The sequence below is a fragment of the Anoxybacillus sp. UARK-01 genome, from assembly GCF_002075365.1.
Taxonomy (GTDB): Bacteria; Bacillota; Bacilli; order Bacillales; family Anoxybacillaceae; genus Anoxybacteroides; species Anoxybacteroides rupiense.
The window spans coordinates 78,870-96,181 of the sequence record NZ_NASY01000047.1 but is presented as its reverse complement, the minus strand read 5'-3'; the positions used below and the strand labels follow the sequence as shown (position 1 = coordinate 96,181).

The 17,312-nt window shown below is 41.7% G+C and carries 21 protein-coding genes; 6 read left to right on the top strand and 15 right to left on the bottom strand.

Annotated elements, in window-relative coordinates; genetic code table 11:
• Window positions 1-6: 6 nt before the first annotated feature.
• Window positions 7-1,056 carry a DNA polymerase III subunit delta gene (gene holA / locus B6A27_RS12590; protein ID WP_080862280.1) on the bottom strand — a complete coding sequence of 350 codons (1,050 nt, stop codon included), beginning with the start codon at window positions 1,054-1,056 and terminating at the stop codon, window positions 7-9.
• A 285-nt stretch (window positions 1,057-1,341) separates the two neighbouring features.
• Here holA and B6A27_RS12585 point away from each other — a divergent pair, with 285 nt between their 5' ends.
• On the top strand, window positions 1,342-1,476 hold the full coding sequence (locus B6A27_RS12585) for a YqzM family protein (RefSeq protein ID WP_044744584.1): 135 nt from the start codon (window positions 1,342-1,344) through the stop codon (window positions 1,474-1,476).
• A 203-nt stretch (window positions 1,477-1,679) separates the two neighbouring features.
• Here B6A27_RS12585 and B6A27_RS12580 read toward each other — a convergent pair whose 3' ends face one another.
• The 3 genes from B6A27_RS12580 to B6A27_RS12570 form a co-directional block, all read right to left on the bottom strand.
• Window positions 1,680-3,971, bottom strand: coding sequence for a DNA internalization-related competence protein ComEC/Rec2 (locus B6A27_RS12580; RefSeq protein WP_080862279.1), 2,292 nt, complete (start codon window positions 3,969-3,971; stop codon window positions 1,680-1,682).
• A gap of 69 nt (window positions 3,972-4,040) precedes the next feature.
• The gene (locus B6A27_RS12575; protein WP_066145960.1) at window positions 4,041-4,490 is read right to left on the bottom strand and encodes a ComE operon protein 2; all 450 of its coding nucleotides are present in this window, start codon (window positions 4,488-4,490) and stop codon (window positions 4,041-4,043) included.
• A gap of 70 nt (window positions 4,491-4,560) precedes the next feature.
• Window positions 4,561-5,175: a helix-hairpin-helix domain-containing protein gene (locus B6A27_RS12570; protein ID WP_066145962.1), complete on the bottom strand. Its 615-nt coding sequence runs from the start codon at window positions 5,173-5,175 to the stop codon at window positions 4,561-4,563.
• A 105-nt stretch (window positions 5,176-5,280) separates the two neighbouring features.
• On the opposite strand from B6A27_RS12570, the gene comER reads away from it, so the two are divergent.
• On the top strand, window positions 5,281-6,102 hold the full coding sequence (gene comER, locus B6A27_RS12565; protein ID WP_066145965.1) for a late competence protein ComER: 822 nt from the start codon (window positions 5,281-5,283) through the stop codon (window positions 6,100-6,102).
• Between the two features lie 310 nt (window positions 6,103-6,412).
• On the opposite strand, the gene B6A27_RS12560 is transcribed toward comER, so the two are convergent.
• The 8 genes from B6A27_RS12560 to B6A27_RS12525 are packed head-to-tail and all read right to left on the bottom strand — an operon-like array spanning window position 6,413 to window position 11,446.
• Complete coding sequence (locus B6A27_RS12560; RefSeq protein WP_066145969.1) at window positions 6,413-7,156, bottom strand: class I SAM-dependent DNA methyltransferase; 744 nt, start codon at window positions 7,154-7,156, stop codon at window positions 6,413-6,415.
• The gene (rsfS, locus tag B6A27_RS12555) at window positions 7,153-7,509 is read right to left on the bottom strand and encodes a ribosome silencing factor (RefSeq protein WP_044744590.1); all 357 of its coding nucleotides are present in this window, start codon (window positions 7,507-7,509) and stop codon (window positions 7,153-7,155) included. Before rsfS ends, B6A27_RS12560 begins: the two co-directional genes overlap by 4 nt.
• Window positions 7,510-7,513: 4 nt before the next feature.
• Entirely contained in the window at window positions 7,514-8,083 is a 570-nt protein-coding gene (yqeK, locus tag B6A27_RS12550) for a bis(5'-nucleosyl)-tetraphosphatase (symmetrical) YqeK (protein ID WP_080862278.1), read from the bottom strand.
• A complete protein-coding gene (locus B6A27_RS12545) occupies window positions 8,070-8,642 on the bottom strand; it encodes a nicotinate-nucleotide adenylyltransferase (protein WP_044744592.1) in 573 nt (190 codons plus the stop codon). The genes yqeK and B6A27_RS12545 overlap by 14 nt, the downstream gene beginning before the upstream one ends.
• Before the next feature lie 30 nt (window positions 8,643-8,672).
• On the bottom strand, window positions 8,673-8,966 hold the full coding sequence (yhbY, locus tag B6A27_RS12540; protein WP_066145982.1) for a ribosome assembly RNA-binding protein YhbY: 294 nt from the start codon (window positions 8,964-8,966) through the stop codon (window positions 8,673-8,675).
• Entirely contained in the window at window positions 8,960-9,802 is an 843-nt protein-coding gene (gene aroE, locus B6A27_RS12535; protein ID WP_080862277.1) for a shikimate dehydrogenase, read from the bottom strand. The genes yhbY and aroE overlap by 7 nt, the downstream gene beginning before the upstream one ends.
• A 26-nt stretch (window positions 9,803-9,828) precedes the next feature.
• Window positions 9,829-10,926, bottom strand: coding sequence for a ribosome biogenesis GTPase YqeH (gene yqeH, locus B6A27_RS12530; RefSeq protein ID WP_080862276.1), 1,098 nt, complete (start codon window positions 10,924-10,926; stop codon window positions 9,829-9,831).
• Window positions 10,927-10,930: 4 nt separating this feature from the next.
• Window positions 10,931-11,446, bottom strand: coding sequence for a YqeG family HAD IIIA-type phosphatase (locus tag B6A27_RS12525; RefSeq protein WP_066145991.1), 516 nt, complete (start codon window positions 11,444-11,446; stop codon window positions 10,931-10,933).
• 340 nt (window positions 11,447-11,786) lie between these two features.
• On the opposite strand from B6A27_RS12525, the gene B6A27_RS12520 reads away from it, so the two are divergent.
• A complete protein-coding gene (locus B6A27_RS12520) occupies window positions 11,787-11,927 on the top strand; it encodes a sporulation histidine kinase inhibitor Sda (RefSeq protein ID WP_063504925.1) in 141 nt (46 codons plus the stop codon).
• A 30-nt stretch (window positions 11,928-11,957) separates the two neighbouring features.
• Here B6A27_RS12520 and B6A27_RS12515 read toward each other — a convergent pair whose 3' ends face one another.
• Complete coding sequence (locus tag B6A27_RS12515; RefSeq protein WP_080862275.1) at window positions 11,958-12,737, bottom strand: phosphatidylserine decarboxylase; 780 nt, start codon at window positions 12,735-12,737, stop codon at window positions 11,958-11,960.
• 123 nt (window positions 12,738-12,860) lie between these two features.
• Here B6A27_RS12515 and pssA point away from each other — a divergent pair, with 123 nt between their 5' ends.
• The 3 genes from pssA to motB all read left to right on the top strand — a co-directional run bounded on the left by pssA (window position 12,861) and on the right by motB (window position 15,267).
• Window positions 12,861-13,400: a CDP-diacylglycerol--serine O-phosphatidyltransferase gene (pssA, locus tag B6A27_RS12510; RefSeq protein WP_080862274.1), complete on the top strand. Its 540-nt coding sequence runs from the start codon at window positions 12,861-12,863 to the stop codon at window positions 13,398-13,400.
• Between the two features lie 333 nt (window positions 13,401-13,733).
• Window positions 13,734-14,525 (top strand): flagellar motor stator protein MotA, encoded by a 792-nt coding sequence (motA, locus tag B6A27_RS12505; RefSeq protein ID WP_080862273.1) that lies wholly within the window; start codon window positions 13,734-13,736, stop codon window positions 14,523-14,525.
• Entirely contained in the window at window positions 14,518-15,267 is a 750-nt protein-coding gene (gene motB / locus B6A27_RS12500) for a flagellar motor protein MotB (protein ID WP_080862272.1), read from the top strand. The genes motA and motB overlap by 8 nt, the downstream gene beginning before the upstream one ends.
• A gap of 71 nt (window positions 15,268-15,338) precedes the next feature.
• Here the strand turns inward: motB and ytvI are convergent, their stop codons facing one another.
• Window positions 15,339-16,364, bottom strand: coding sequence for a sporulation integral membrane protein YtvI (gene ytvI, locus B6A27_RS12495; RefSeq protein ID WP_080862475.1), 1,026 nt, complete (start codon window positions 16,362-16,364; stop codon window positions 15,339-15,341).
• A gap of 112 nt (window positions 16,365-16,476) precedes the next feature.
• Window positions 16,477-17,256, bottom strand: coding sequence for an undecaprenyl-diphosphate phosphatase (locus B6A27_RS12490; RefSeq protein WP_080862271.1), 780 nt, complete (start codon window positions 17,254-17,256; stop codon window positions 16,477-16,479).
• Window positions 17,257-17,312 lie beyond the last annotated feature (56 nt).

The following is a 17,312-nucleotide window of genomic DNA, read 5'->3' as shown; positions in this document are numbered from 1 at the left end:
AGGAGTTCACCGGACAAAAGACTGTTCATTTGTCTCATTCGCTTTGCTCCATTTGACTAGCAGCAATTCAATAAGCAAGCGTTTATCAAGCACCCCTGTTTTCATTTGATAATCCGCTTCAGCCAAGTCGTGAATGATATCGAGCAATTCCTGTTCCGAAAATAATCCCGATTGTGCCATAGCCAGCTTAACGCGAAACGGATGGACCTTTAGCGACGAAGCAATATGCTGCTGGCCGTATCCTTTGGCATTAAGCCATTTAACTTGATACAAAAGCCGAAACTGGGCCGCTAGCAACGCAACAATTTTAATAGGTTCTTCATTATGTTCCATTAAATCACCAAATACTTGCAATGCTTCTCTCACTTTGCGTTGAACGACCTTTTCCACCAATACAAAAACATTTTGTTCAAGTGTCCGCGAAACAAGCATCGTCACGGTTTCACCATCAATCGTTCCTTGATGGCCAACAAACAGTGAAAGCTTATCGAGTTCATTAGCAAGCGACATCAAGTTCGTCCCCGCCAGCTGCAGTAAGGTTTTCTTTGCTTCTTCTGTAATGGCGACTTCATTCGCATGTGCCCGTTCTTCCATCCATTGCCGCAATTCTTTTTCATTAAGTGAGGAGGCGACAAAAACCTTCGCTTCATTCATTAACTGCTTCGTGATTTTTTTTCTTTCATCCAATTTTTCATATGAACCAAGAAAAACGACAATCGTAAAAGGAGAAGGAGAAGCTATGTATTGCTCAAGCTTTTTTAAATTATGCTCTATTTTCTCCTTTCCCTTGTCAGAAGTGAGGAAATACGGATTTTTGATCACAACAACCTTCTTTTCCCCAAAAAAGGGCAGGGTTTCCGCTTCCTCAATTGCTGTTTCGATCGGTGTTTCTTCACAATCATACACCGATAAATGAAAATCCTGCTCCTCTTCTCGTAAAGCTGTACGTACAATTCGTTCATATGCTTCATTTAATAAAAATGTTTCCGTTCCGTATAATAAATAGAGAGGCGACAGAGTTTGCTTTGTCATTTTTCCCAAAAAGTTCACAGTCATATTTCTCTTCTCCATTCTTTTTTAAAACCATCCATGATGAAAAGATACACTGTTTTCTTGGTTTTTACAAGGGAACCGGCAAACGATGTAAGCCGATTCCCATTTATATAAACGTTGATAAATAAGTCCTAGGATCTTATTTATCAACGGGTATTTTTATATTATCCCGTGCCCCTTAAACTATTTGTGTCAACTGTTGTCAGCAAAGGAAATGATCAATTGTTGTATAGATTTTTTTTTTCTTTTGACGTATACTAAAAATGATTGCACGAGGAGGGGTAAATCATGAACGAATTTGAAAAAAATGTACAAAGCAAACGCAATGATGCAGTTGATTCCGGCGTCGGATTCATCGTTTCGTTCGGCTTCTTCGCTACTATGTTCATTATCGCCACATTAGTAAAATTTTTTGGTTCATGATGGAAAAGAGATTGCTTTTTAGAGCAGTCTCTTTTTTTGTATGCGGCATGCCAAAAAAATGTCGAGTTCTGTTATCCACTAACGCATTGGCTGCTGCTTGCAGTCCATCTCATCTGCAATCATTCATATAACCTTATCATGGCGTTGTAATGCGGCCAAACTGGACTAAAGCGAAAGGTGCCGCTCATGCTGGTGATACTATATTATGGCAGCATAAAAGTAAAGGTTCCAGCTTTTTTCGTATAGCGATAGCGAATCGCTCCATGCTCATCCGTTCGCAAAATTCGAACCCCATGCTTTTTAAGCCGAGCGATTACATCATGATGCGGATGATGGTAACGGTTGTTCTTGCCAACCGAAATAATGGCAATCTGAGGTTTTATCATCTTTAGAAAGGGCTCGGAGGTCGATGTGGCACTTCCATGATGCCCGATTTTTAATACATCAACCTGAAGGTGAGGAAAATCACGAATGAGCCGTCCTTCTCCTTCAGCTTCCAAGTCTCCTGTAAACAGCCATGATAATCCCCCCAATTTCGCGTATAATACAACGGAACGATCGTTATCATTAGAAGGGAGAGCCGTTCTTGGTGGATTCAGTACATAAAATGATGCTTCTCCTACCTTCCAATCATCTCCTTTTTCCACTTTTCTAATCTTTATTTTTCGATCCTTCATACCAGCCATAAGCGCAGTCTGCCATGGTGAATACGCACGGCTTTCGTTGCCAATCACCAGCTCCTTCACCCGTATGCTTCTTATCACTTCAGGTGCCGCTCCCATATGATCGGCATCTCCATGCGTAATGATGAGTTGATCCAATTGGCGAATTCCTTTGGCTTTTAAAAACGGTACAACTAGCTTTTCGCCTACACGCCACTCGCTCCTCCGCTTTTGCCATGACTGCTTTGGTAAAAGAACCGTTCCTCCCGTATCAATAAGATATACTCCCTTTCTATATGGCAATTCAATATAAATACAGTCGCCTTGCCCCACATCCAAAAAGACGACCTCACCATAGCGGTTCATATATGGAAAAGCGGCATGAAAGGCAATTACTATCACTACATACCCAAAAGCGCGATATTTTTTCTGCTCCATTTGCGTAAAGGCCCATACAATCGCCATTCCATAACATAAAAGCAGCAGCATGGACGGCCGTCCTAAAACAAATGCAAGCGAACGATCAGAAGCGAAAAGCTGAACAAAGCGATTAGCAAAATCAAGTACATGTTCAAGGAGATAGATAAAAGGCAAGCTCAACGGCTCCACAACATAATGTGCAACAAGAGCGATGATGGAGAGCGGCAAAATTATAAACGAATAAAGCGGAACAAAAATCATATTCAACGGAATGCTTAACAGCGAAAACTCAAAAAAATGGTATAACAAAAACGGAAGGGAGCTGATTTGTGCAACCAACGTTGCAGCAAAAAGCCGCATCATGAATGAACGGTATTGCTCAATCCAATCCATGGATAAAATAAGCGCGAAGGAAACAATAAAGGATAGTTGAAATCCCGGCTGGAACAAATCGTATGGTTGAATCAGCACCATCACGATGCATGTAAGGCTGAGGATATCACAAAGAGGAATGTTGAACTTCCGATAACGGCTCCATAATAACATCATAGCCATAACGGAAGCGCGGACGACGGATGGCGAAGCGCCTGTCAGGATCATGTACAAAGGAAGAAGAAGAATGAGGAGCAACGCGGCGGCTTCTCTTGTTATAAAGCGAATGCATAGATAAAAGCAGCCGCTGACAAGCAAAGTGACATGCGATCCAGAAATTGCCAAAAGATGCACTAGCCCTAGCTTTTGATACCCTTCAAGCAGAGCTTCATCCATTTCTTCTCGTTCGCCAAAGATTAACGCTTGCACAATGCCAATCACCGCAGGAGGAAAATGCTCATTAATTTCATCCATTCCTTTTTCTCTGATCGATCGAAGCACTTCAACAGGATGAAGCCGTGTCTGTTTACAAGCAGCGACAGAAAAGGAAGAGGGTTTTACAATCCAATGAATTTGTTGGGAGCGCAAATACTTTCGATAATCAAAAGCGAAAAAATTCCGTGCGGGTTCAGGAGCTTCCAATCTTCCTTCAAATCGGCAAACCATTCCCATGCGAAGTTGGAAAAGCTCTTTTTTATCGCGTTCACGATTGATTTTATACAAAAGCTGCACCTTTTCCTTTTCCTTCGTCCTTCCCTTTACCTTCAGCTGATCGCCATCAATGACAGGAGGCTCTATCAAGCGCAGCGAAAAATGGGTTTTATTTTTCGAAAGAATGGTTTGATTATGAGTCTCTGTCCAAATCATATAGAGATAAAAAAGGGCCGCCGCAAGTAAACATGCAGGAAACAAATCACGCTTATATCTTAGCAAAAACAGCAAATAAACCGCCATCACGAAATGAAGCCCATATAATCGCTGATAGCCAGCTGTGATTCCCCATATAGCTGCTATCGCTACATACACACCATTTCCTCTCATTATCCAAAATCTCCTTTTTCTTGCCTTCTGCCGCCGCAAAAATCAGACGGCAGAAGAGCGCAGTTGCTTTTATAAAAGAGACAGGATCTCCTTATTAAAAGGAACATGCTTTACAATTAAGTCTGCCTGCTGAAAAAGCTCAAGTGCATACGGATGATTTTTATAGTCAGTCGCATAATAGACTGCACGAATACCGCTCTGAATAATCGCCTTGCAACAATGAAGGCAAGGAAAATGCGTCACATAGATTTCAGCGCCTTCTGTTGGCACGCCAAACTTGGCGCATTGAATAATGGCGTTCATCTCTGCATGGATCGTACGGACGCAATGATTATCAATCACATAGCATCCTTCATCAATACAATGTGCCCCTCCAGCAATCGATCCATTATATCCTCCAGCAATAATTCGTTTATCACGCACAATCGTCGCTCCGACCGCCAAGCGTGTGCATGTGCTGCGCAATGCCAATAAATGGCTTTGCGCCATAAAATACTCATCCCAAGTAATCCTTTCCATTTCTTGACTCTCCCCTAACCATAAACATATAAGACTAGTTTAGCGAGTGAAGAAAAAACCGTCAATTTTGCTAGCGAATCACAATTTGTGCTTTTAAGCTTTCCAGAGATTTTTCACCGATTCCTGATACATTCAATAAATCTTCAGCTTTTTTAAAGGGACCGTTTTCCTCGCGATAAGCAATAATAGCGGCCGCTTTAGCCGGACCGATTCCCTTTAGCTGCTCTATCTCCTCTTGAGTAGCATGGTTAATATCAACCTTGTTCTCCTCCTTCTCTTCAGGCGGGGATATCGGCATGCTCGTTTCCCCTTTAGAAGGTACATAAATCATCATTTCGTCATATGCTTTAGCAGCTAAATTGATTTTTGTTTGGTCTGCTTCTGTTGTCAATCCCCCCGCTCTAGCGATGACATCATTTACACGCGCGTTTTCCAGCATTTCATATACCCCGGGATGGACAACCGCTCCTTTCACGTCAACCACAATGGTTTCCGGTTGATCCTGCTGCTTGCTATCTTGTTCCTTTTGTTCTTTTTGCTCCGGTTCTTCAGAAGGCAGCGGAAGTGCATGAGAAACACTCTTCTCTTGATGAGATTGCTGATAAAAAAATGCTGCAGCAATCGCCATAGCCGCCAGCGCGAGCATATACCGCTGCTTTTTTTCTTTGGCCGCAAGCCATTTCATTGTTCATCACCCTTTCGAAAATGATGCATAAAAACGTCTCTTTGTTCATACATATCGTTGAGAGGACAGATATCGGCCAAATAAACAGAGAAGGGGGGAGAAGCCGTGAAAATCGGAGTGATAGGCACAGGAAATATGGGGAGAATTTTAATTGAGGCTTTTTTAGAAGCGAAAGCGGTCAACCCAAATGAGCTGATTCTGACTAATCGCACGCTTCAAAAAGCATTGGACATCCAGAAGGAACACGCAGAGGTCGAAGTGGCAGCATCTCCAGAGGATGTAATCAGACGTGCGACCGTGATATTACTATGTGTCAAACCATTAGATATTCACCCCCTTTTAAAACAGCTGTCTCCTTATTGGACAAAAGATCATTGTCTCATTTCTATTACTAGCCCTATTACCGTCCAGCAGCTCGAATCCATTGTCCCTTGCCATGTGGTTCGGGTCATTCCAAGCATTACGAATCGCGCACTCTCTGGAGCATCGCTTATTACATTTGGGCATCGCTGTTCGTCTCATTATCAAACATATATAAAGGAATTATTTCAAAAAATTTCTACACCTTGCGTGATTGAACAAGATATTACGCGGATTGCTTCCGATCTTGCGAGCTGTGGTCCTGCCTTTTTCAGCTATTTACTGCAGCGATTTATTCATGCCGCTGTTGAGAAAACGAATATTTCCAGAGAAATGGCGACTATTTTAACGAGCGAAATGATTATCGGGCTAGGAGAATTGCTAAAAAAGAATGTGTACACTCTTCCAACTCTGCAGGAGAAAGTACACGTAAAAGGAGGAATTACCGGAGAGGGGCTGTCTGTACTTGAAGCGGAATTAGGTGAATTGTTTGAGCATGTATTTGAAAGAACACATGCGAAATTCAATCAAGAGATTGAGAAAATTAAACAGCAGTTTCAAAATTAAAATTCGCCAAAGATCAAAAAATTCCTTCTGAAACATGACAAGCGTACCGATTCTTGAGTAAAAAATTTGTCCATAAAGCGTGATACCCAGCGCTGTATCCTGTACGTCAGCATACCTTAATCCCATTTAAACAAAATAAAATAATACATCATTCACAATCATAAGCTTCCGGATGAAACTGCTTTCTCAATTCTCCTATTTCAAGCAGAGATACTGTTCTCTCACCTAATCAGCCTCCTTCCATAGAGACAACAGCACTGCGAATATCAGCCGTCATAACTAAAAAGCTGTCCACTCTACCGTGGACAGCTTATTTTTTAGCAACAAAGAAAAGCCGTTCCGCCGCATCATGGAGAGGGCGATCCGTAAAATCAGCACTGATCTCCATTACAGTAAAGCCCGCTTCCTTCAACCATTGCTCATATTGAAACGCTGGGAATGTCCGCTGAATATGATCTTCATCATATCGTTCGTAACGTCCATCCTCTTCTTGGACAAAAAACGTAAGCTCATGAACCACTGTATGAGGAGTGTCTAGGGCATTACACAGCCATATATAGCTGATCGATTCATCATTGCTTGCAAAAACCGCATCTTGAAAAATATGATCCATTTTATAAATAGAATGAACGTCAAATAATAGCAAGCCATCTTTATGCAAAAGCTCATAGATACGGCGGAAGGTTTGCTGAACATCCTGCTCTGTTGGCAGATAATTAAGGGAATCGCAAAAAATCAGCACGGCATCAAAAGGAGAAAATCCATTTAAATCCCTCATATCCTGCTCAAAAAACTCGATATGCACATGATGCTGCTCCGCTTTTGTTTGTGCAATGGCGAGCATGTTTTCTGATTGATCTACACCGGTCACAGAAAAGCCAGATTGAGCTAGACGAACCGCCAACTCTCCTGTTCCACATCCAACATCAAGCAGCCTTTTTGTGCCTTTGCGCCCATATTGTTCAACTTTTTTATTGACAAATTCCTTCCATTTATCATATGGCGCTTCCTTCATTAACTCATCATACCAATAAGCAAACGATTCATATGTCATCGCGCCAAATCACTCGCTACGTCCTCAAATGGAGCATCTCCCCAAAGCCGTTCTAAATTGTAGTATAGGCGATCTTCTTTATGAAACACATGAGCAACGACATCGCCTAAATCCACCAGCACCCATTTAGCTTCATCAAAGCCTTCTAAGCGTTTCACTGGAATTTGATGTTCTTCCGCTTTTTCTTTAATTTCCCGCGCAATCGCCTGTACCTGCTTTTCGGAGTTCCCGTGGCAGATCATAAAATAATCCGCGACAAGAGAAATTCCTTTCATATTTAAAGCAATAATATTTTCAGCTTTTTTCTCATCAGCCGCTTGAATGGCCATTCGTAAAATATCGCGTTCCGTCATTTTTTCATTCCCCCTTCTTGTTGATTATGAGCGCATTATACGTATAAATGGTATCGGGATAAATCGGTTGATTTTTTTTCAGCAGAAATTGAATCGTATTTTGTAAAGCCCGGATCAGCGCCTGATCCAAATCCTTCCGCGCCAGCTCGCGCACCTCATCGACTCCTGGAAAAATGCGGCCAGGTTCAATATAATCTGCCACATAAACAATTTTATCAAGCAAGGTCATTTCCGCACGGCCAGATGTATGATAGCGAATCGCGTTTAAAATTTCCTCATCCTCAATCCCTACTTCTGTTCGCACTAAATAAGCACCAACTGGCGCATGCCAAAGCTCAGAATGATACGAAAGTAAATCTTTGGGCATATTTTGCTCTAAAATGATTTGTTTCATTTCCTCTTTTGGACGAAACTTCGCATAATCGTGAAAAATCGCAGCCAATTCAGCTTTCTTTTCATCTTCTCCATAACGCCGGGCTAGTTCAATCGCGGTTTCCATTACGCCGATCGTGTGCTCATAGCGATGTTCAGTCAACTGTTTTTTTACAATCTCCAACGCTTCATGACGATTCATATAATCCCTTCCCCTCAATATACAATCTGACGCGCTCTGGCACTAAGTATCGAATACTTTTTCCTTCCCTCACACGTTCGCGAATAAGCGAAGAAGAAACAGCGAATTCCGGACTCTCTACCTCGATTAATGGATAGGATGTGCGAAGCGAAAAGCCCGGACGTCCGACCCCAACAAATGTCACCAGATGAGCCAGCTCATGGATCCGATACCAATTCGGCAAATATTCTACCATGTCCGCCCCGATAATAAAATAAAATTGATGCTTAGGATACAGTTCCTTGAGTTGACAGATAGTATCATACGTATAGGATGGGCCTTCCCTTTGCAATTCGATCGTTTCAATTTTAAATTGTGGATGATCGCTAATGGCTAGCTCAAGCATATGAAGTCGATCGGCGCTATCTGTTATTTGTTCATCATGCTTATGTGGAGGAATCCGATTGGGCATAAACCAAATTTCTGATAGATCTAATGCCTGCAACACTTCATTCGCCATTAGCAAATGTCCATTATGCGGCGGATCAAAAGTTCCTCCAAAAATTCCAATTTTACTCATTTTCCCCTCTCCTTAGTGAGCTGGGTATTTTCAGCGAGGCAAAATGATTTGTTTGTTTTCTTTTGATTCTTTATAAAGCACAATGGTATTGCCTATCGTTTGTACAATGTCTGCTCCTGCTCCATTGGCCAGTTGCGTCGCTACTGTGTCTTTATCCTCCTCGCAGTTTTGCAGCACACTTACTTTAATAAGCTCACGCGCTTCTAACGCATCGATGATTTGTTTGATCATATTTTCGCCGACTCCACCTTTTCCCACTTGAAAAATCGGCTTTAAATGATGGGCCTTTGCACGTAAAAACCGTTTTTGCTTACCTGTTAACATACGCTTCCTCCTAGCTGTTGAATCACGATTTGTTTCATGCGTTTGACATCAGGAAAGATTCCCGTCCATTTTTCAAATGCCAACGCTCCTTGATAAATAAACATCCCAACCCCATTTTGCACAATGGCACGTTTCTGTCGCGCCTCTTGCAGCCACTTTGTTTCCAATGGATTGTAAATAATGTCACTTACAACCGTATCGGCTTCTAAGCGATCAAGCGATAGCGGCATCGCTTCAACGTTCGGATAAAGGCCGACAGGAGTCGTATTAATGATGATCTCATATTCATCAAGATGTTTTTCCGCTTCCTCGATTGAATAAACAGATGAGTCAATTGAGACATCTGCTTCCTCGATGAGTTGCGTAGCGGTACTTCTTGTCCGGTTGCAAATATCAATTCGTGCCGCCTGTTCACTAGCTAATGCAAAATAAATGCCTCTGGCCGCTCCCCCTGCTCCAACGAGCAAAATCCGTTTTCCTTTAATGACGGTCTTTGTTTCTTCACAAAGAGCTCGCACAAAGCCAGGGCCATCTGTATTATAGCCGATTAACCGTCCGTTTTCATTAACAATCGTATTGACAGCCCCAATGCGCTGGGCCATCTCATCAATTTCATCAAGCAGCGGCATAACCGCTGTTTTGTGCGGAATCGTGACGTTTGCTCCTGCAATACCGAGCGCTTTTAGACCTTGGATAGCCGCTGGAAGCTGATCTTTTTCAACATGAAAGGCATGGTAATAAGCCTCTATTCCCAATTGCTGAAAAACGCCATTGTGCATTAGCGGCGACAATGAATGATGCACAGGGCAACCAATCACTCCATAAAGTTGTTTCATTTTCTTCTCCCCCTAAAACAACGAAATTAAATCAGCGATTTCCTAAGCAGCACGTTCACACCTTTTGGCACATGTGCGACGACATGAGCTCCCGGCTCGTTGCACGTCACCCAGCCTAGTCCAGAAAAAACAATATCCGTTTTTGGCTCTTTAATGGTAAACGAGTGGGCAACTAAAGAAGGAAACTCCCCTGCATAGCTTTTTCGCGGCGGCTGCAGCAAATCCCCTTTTTGTTTCTCATAAAGCTCATCGGCCTTTTCTATTTTTGTTCGATGAATCAGTAATTCATTGGAAAAATAACATACAAACGAGCGCCGTCCTCCTTTTACATAATCAAGCCGAGCCAGTCCCCCAAAAAATAGGGTCTGCTGTTCGTTGACTTGGTACACCTTTGGATGAATTTCCCGCTTCGGAGTAATCTTTTTTAAGTCTTTTTTATCAACATAGTGCGCCATTTGGTGCTGATTGATAATCCCAGGAGTATCATAAAGCATGGCCCCATCATCAAGCGGTATCTCGATCAAGTCTAGCGTTGTGCCTGGAAAATATGAGGTTGTAATGACACTTCCTTTACCTGTCGCCTCTTTAATCAGGCGATTAATAAATGTCGATTTGCCCACATTGGTACAGCCGACTACGTATACGTCTTTGCCGGAACGATGCTTCTCTATCGCTTCCATCACTTTCTTGATGCCGATTCCTTTCGCAGCGCTGATTAAGCACACATCTAGCGGCTGAAGCCCTAGTTCCTTTGCAGATGCTTTCATCCATTGCACAAGCTTATTGTATTTAACAGATTTCGGAAGCAAGTCTACTTTGTTGCCGACAAGCAAAATCGGATTATTGCGTCCAACAAAACGATGCAGCCCTGGCAGCCAGCTGCCGTTAAAATCAAAAATATCAACAATTTTTACAACTAATGCATTCGATTGGCCAATTCCATGCAAAATTTTCAAAAAATCATCATCTGTCAAAGAGACATCTTGAATTTCATTATAATGCTTGAGTCGAAAACAACGCTGGCAAATGACCTCTTCCTTTTCCAAAGCGGCAGGAGGGGCATAGCCTATTTTATTTTGATCTTCTGTCTGAATCAGCACTCCGCAACCAATACAACGAATCATCTTCTCATTCCTCCCAATAAACCATTCCTTTTCGTTTCATCATCTCTAACAGCTTTCGTTCGATTTTTCGATTAAATCTCGTCCAAAATCCATCGGTTTGCGCTACAGGTACCACTAAAATCGTATGCATGCCAAGCCGGTTTCCACCCAGTATGTCAGTCAACAATTGATCGCCGATGACAACCGCTTCCTCCTTTTTCAAATTCATTTCCCGCAAAGCTTGGCGAAACGCTCGAACCATAGGTTTCCGCGCTGCAAAAATAAAAGGGATCTCAAGAGGAGCTGCGAACGCTCTCACTCTATTTTCATTATTATTAGACACGATCACAATCTGAATGCCGTGTTTTTTCATTTCCGCAAACCATTTGATAAGCTGTGGCGTCGCAGCCGGGCGATCCCATTCCACCAGCGTGTTGTCGAGATCGGTGATAATTCCTTTGATTCCTTTTTGCTTTAATTCATCTGGAGTGATGTCAAGAACACTTTTGACATATTCATTCGGCAAAAAATATTGAAGCATTTTCCCACACCTTTCGTTTCTCTTCCAACTTCCCTCATCATACATAATTTTTGTGCCAGTTTCAAAACAAACTTTGACAAATATATACAAACCTAAAAAATTTTTCGACAAAATTCTTCATATCTTCAAGTTGTGGATAAGTTTACTCACATCATTCACAAGCCATCTATGATGCTTTTTAATGTTTATAAACAACTTTTCCACATATTATCCACTGTTTGTTGTGGATAATAGAACGATTGTTCTCTATGCATAATCGTGGTAAAGTATAGGAAAGATAACTTACCATTATATGTATTGGTTGTTACTTTTATACCATTGTTAAAGGAGGTTTCTCACCATGAAGCGTTTACCGGACGATTTGCTTATCGAATCGTATTATAAAGCGAAGGAGCTTAAGCTAAGCCCTGAGTTTATTGAAATGATTGAAAGAGAAATTCTCCGACGCTCATTAGGACATAAAATCAAGCTTTCATCATAATAACGGAGCCATCAGGCTCTTTTTTTATTTTTATTTCCAAAATCCGATTCGTTCTCCTACTTTAATAGCCATCGGGACCGTCATTCGCGAATCGATCTCCACGCTATCTTTTTCAAATAATAAAACAACGGTCGAACCAAATGAGAAATAGGCCATTTCTTGTCCTTTAATCAATTGATCGTGAGGATGAGTAAGCTCTATGCTATTGACAAACATAGCCCCTACCTTCACAATGGCCACATGCTTACCATCTGAGTTCACCTCTGTAATCATTCGGTAGTTTTTCGATAGCGGTCGCCTTCCATATTTTAGACCAAGCCGATTCACAGGATAGGATTTTGCGCCAAGTGACCATTGGCGAGTTACAACACCAGATATTGGGCTATGAATTCGATGATAATGACTTGGGCTCAAATATAAAATAACAAAGAGCCCGTTTAAATATTTTTCAGCTAGAGCATCACTTCCCAGCATTTCTGGAATTGAATACTGCTTTCCTTTCACAGTGATATCTTTTTGTTCACTGATGATTCCAATATCTTCAATAACCGCATCCACCGGGCTAATGATGCTGTCTTCCGCTTCATCAATCGGTCTTGCTCCTTCTTTTAGCTTGCGAATAAATAATTGTTGAAGCGTTTTGTAGTGATTTAAGCTTTTTTCCATCTCCTCTTGATTAATTCGATATATTTTTGCATAGGATGGTATTAACCAAGCACTTAACCGTGATTGGGTAAAAAAAGCAATGAATTTTGAAGAAACTGCATGATTTGTTAATTCAATCATGAAGCGATATAACCATTTTAACAACCATATTCCCTCCAATTTTATGTAAAATCATGTTTTACTACTTCCCATATTATAAATAAAATGATTATAATGGGAAGTGTATATTTGTCGTTCCGTTCCATAGTTGAAAAGGAGTGAGGAGAAATGTTTTTATCGGATTATCTGGATCACACGCTAAAGAAACTAAAAACACACACCGCTAACATATTAACATTAACGAATCTTGCCTTGGGAGGCTTATCCGTTATATTCACGATGAAAGGACAATTTAATGCCAGCCTGTTGCTCATTTTTTTGGCAGCACTCGCTGACCGCTTTGACGGAACGGTAGCTCGGAAGCTTCATATTGAATCTGAGCTCGGCAAACAGTTGGACTCAATGAGTGATATTATATCATTTGGAGTCGCTCCTGCACTATTGATTTATCAAAGTTTATTGCACGATTTTGGAGCGCCTGGCGCGTTTTTTACGATTTTATATATCGGCTGCGGGGCATTTCGTTTGGCGCGATTTAATATTACCGAAAATAACGGCTATTTTTCCGGCTTGCCTATCACAGCAGCTGGTGTGCTTCTCACCTTGAGTTATTTAACGATCCACTATTTCCCGCCACAATTTTTTATTTTCCTAATCATGATTTTATCTTTTCTCATGGTTGGAACCTTTAAGCTCAAAAAAATGTAAATTTGCTGCCCAATCTCCTTGGGCAGCTTTTTTTTGAAATCCAGAGACAGGTTCTCCCTTTCCCGCTGTTTAAACTTTTGCCGTCCCCATGTCAACCAGCGAACCGCTTCACAGAAGCATTCGGATACTTTCTGTCATTTACATATTTTTGTAAAAAACCGACTGCTTTTATCATCATTTTTCAACATGATCTTACATATTTTTTAAGTTTCATACTAAATTCTCTTTTCAAGCTATTGCATTAATTATATGATAAATTTGAATACATCATATGTGTCGAGCAAAGACGAAGCAATCATCATAGCATTTTGAGCAAGTAATGGAGGGGTTATTTTGGATAAAACGACAATTATCGGCATTATTCTTGGTATTATTGCGGTAGGGTTCGGAATGTATTTTAAAGGAGTCAGCCCAAGCGTTTTGCTGAATCCAGCTGCTTTTCTCATTATCATTGTCGGGACGGCAGCTGCTGTGACAATTGCTTTCCCTATGCGTGACATTAAACGGCTTCCCAAGCTGTTTGGCGTCCTTTTTAAGGAACAAAAGATTCCAACTATTGAAGAGTTGATCCCTTTGTTTGTTGAATGGGCAAATATCGCACGCCGTGAAGGATTACTGGCACTCGAAGCAAAAGTCGCCGAAATCGATGATCCGTTTTTACGTAACGGACTCAGCCTTGCGATTGACGGGCAAACGCAAGACTTTATTCGCGATGTCATGTCTGAAGAAATTGCGGCTATGGAGGAACGTCATCAAGCGAATGCCGCTATTTTTACGCAAGCAGGTACATATGCTCCGACGCTTGGAGTATTGGGGGCAGTGGTCGGATTGATCGCAGCTTTGGGAAATATGGACAATGTAACCGAGCTCGGACACGCTATCAGTGCCGCATTCGTCGCGACACTATTAGGGATTTTTACCGGATATGTATTATGGCATCCATTCGCTAACAAGCTAAAACAAAAATCGAAGGAAGAGGTAAAAGTCAGACAAGTCATGATTGAAGGAGTGTTGTCCATTTTAGAAGGACAGGCGCCTCGCGCAATCGAACAAAAATTAGCGTCCTACCTCCCAGAAAAAGACCGAAAAAAACTAATGGAACAGGGAGAGGCAGAAGATGAGTAAAAAAAAGAAGTCGCAGCATGATGATCATATTAATGAAACATGGCTGATTCCTTATGCCGATCTTTTGACATTGCTGCTTGCGCTTTTTATCGTTTTATTCGCAAGCAGCCAGATCGATCAAAAAAAATTCCAAGAGATCGCCCGCTCCTTCAGCAGCGCTTTATCGGGCGGAGCAGGAGTCTTGGATTTCCCAAGCCCTGTAGAGCAGGACAATCCCCAAACATCGCTGCCAGATAAGGAAAAACTAACGAAAAATCAACAAGCGAAAAATGAACAGAAAGAGCTGCAGCAAATTCAAGCAAAAATTAATCAATATATCGAACAGCAGCATTTGCAAGGTGAACTAAAAACAACGCTAACGGAAGAAGGATTGTTGGTCACCATTTTAAACGATGTTTTATTTGACTCTGGAAGCGCTGAAGTAAGGCCGCAAGACCGACAAATCGCATCAGAAATTTCTCGGCTGCTTGTCATGAATCCACCGCGCAACATTATCGTTAGCGGCCATACAGACAATGTGCCGATCCGCAACTCCAACTTTTCATCCAACTGGGAGCTAAGCGTCATGAGGGCTGTCAACTTTATGAAGCTGCTATTAGAAAACAAACAGCTCGATCCCCGCTTATTCAGCGCCAAAGGCTATGGCGAGTTTAAACCGGTGGCATCTAATGGTACTCCAGAGGGGCGCATGAAAAACCGACGCGTCGAGATTTTAATTGCGCCAAACACAACAGCCAACTAGACTTCTCATTCCTGAGCTCTGTCCCAAAGCTCAGGAATGAGATGAAAAAGGCTGACAAGATGTCAGCCTTTTTAAATTTTAAATGTAAATTTAATCACTCCTGCTTTAATCATGGCTTCGATAATAATGACAAGCGCTGGACCAATGAACAGCCCCGCCACCCCCAGTAAGCGGAAGCCTAAATATACGCTTATTAACGCGGCCAAGGAGCTGATTCCCAAGTTAGAAGAGAAAATTTTTGGTTCGATTGTTCGGCGAATAACAGTAATCAGCACAAACAAAACAATTAAGCCAATTCCTGTCCCGCTATGGCCGTTCATAATGTTGAAAATCCCCCATGGTACAAGCACCGACCCTGTTCCTAAAATCGGCAAAATATCAACAATCACGATTAAAAGCGAAAAAAGGACCGGGTAATCGACTCTTAATATGAGCAAGCCTCCTAAGGCTAACAGAAAGGTAATAAGGCTTAACAAAAATTGTGCTTTAATAAAGCCGATGCCTGCACGGCTGAGTTGCGTGACGATAATGGTTAGACGCTGCTTTGTGCGGTCGGATAAATGGTTTTCAAGCCCTTTCTTTAACTGCGGCCAGTCTAGGCTAATGAGAAAAAGAGCCACGAGATAGACAAGAAAGTGAATAATAAATTCCGGAATCATCGTAATATAGCGAATCATCGACTGAGTGAAATTGGTTGCAAACGACAACAATAAATTCTTAACAGTTTCTACACTATTTTCAAGTGAAACGATAATCTCCTTCGGAATAGAGCTTGAGTAAGATTGCCATTGTCGAATAAGCTGATTCACCACATTGGTCATCTCTGACAAAAGAAATGGCAGTTTTTGTGAAAACATCATCGTTTGCTGAACCAAAATGGCCACAATAAAATAAGAAAGAAAACCGATCACTAGCACAAACAGGGAAAACACAATCGTTACCGCATGAATTCGTTTTAACCGAACGCCTTTGATTAACTTCTGAATGGCCGGCTCCAGCAACAGCGCGGTAATAAATGCTAAAATAAGCGGCAAGCTATAAGGAATTAAAAAACAACCAACTGCAATAATCACAATCACTACAAGCCATTTTTTTATCATCGTCCCTTATTCATCCCATCTCTGTTTCTTTTCGAGTCAACGCTATGTTAAATATAGCCGATTCATTCTGTATAATCAATAAAAAAACGGCCACAAGCTACGGACCGCTTTAAAAAACTCCTGTCATCTGAAGAGAGAGAACAAGTAAACCGAGAAGCGATACATATACGGCAAATGCTTTTAGCGAGTGTCTCTGTAAATATTGAATCATCCACCTCACAGCAATATAGCCAAATATAGCAGAAGAGAGTGTGCCCATAAACAATGCGCCAGCAGAAATGTTTTCCGCTTTGCCTGCGAATACATCCACGAATTGTAAGACGATCGCTCCCGCAATTGCTGGAATCGATAAGAGGAAGGAGAAATAAGCTGCGGTTTCCCGATCTAATTTCCGCATTAGCCCTCCAACAATCGTAAGACCGGAACGAGAAATCGCTGGAAAAATAGCAGCGGCTTGAAACATTCCAATGACAAACGCATCCGTATATGAGAGATTTTCCATTCGTTTATAGCCGTTTTTGATGCCATCCGCAAACCATAAAAATACGCCTGTAATGAGAAATTCCCAACCGATGGTTACACCTGTTTTTGAGATCTCTTCAAAATAATCTTGAAGCAGCAGTCCGATGACTACGGCCGGGATCGTGCCGACAATCAACAGAAAAGTCAGCTTGCTAAACGGCCTGCGAATCATATAAAGCAATTCTTTCTTATAGATAGCAAAAACAGCAAACAACGTTCCAATGTGCAGCATCGTATCAAGAAACAGCCCCGCTTCATCCAATCCAAACAGATGTCTTCCTAAATATAAATGACCCGTACTGCTAATGGGCAAGAACTCCGTTAATCCTTGGATAATCCCTAGAATAAACGCCTCTAGCTTGCTCATGTTATCCCCCTTTTCCGCTTTTTATAACAGAATCACATTCGGTTCCGTTCAGCTTG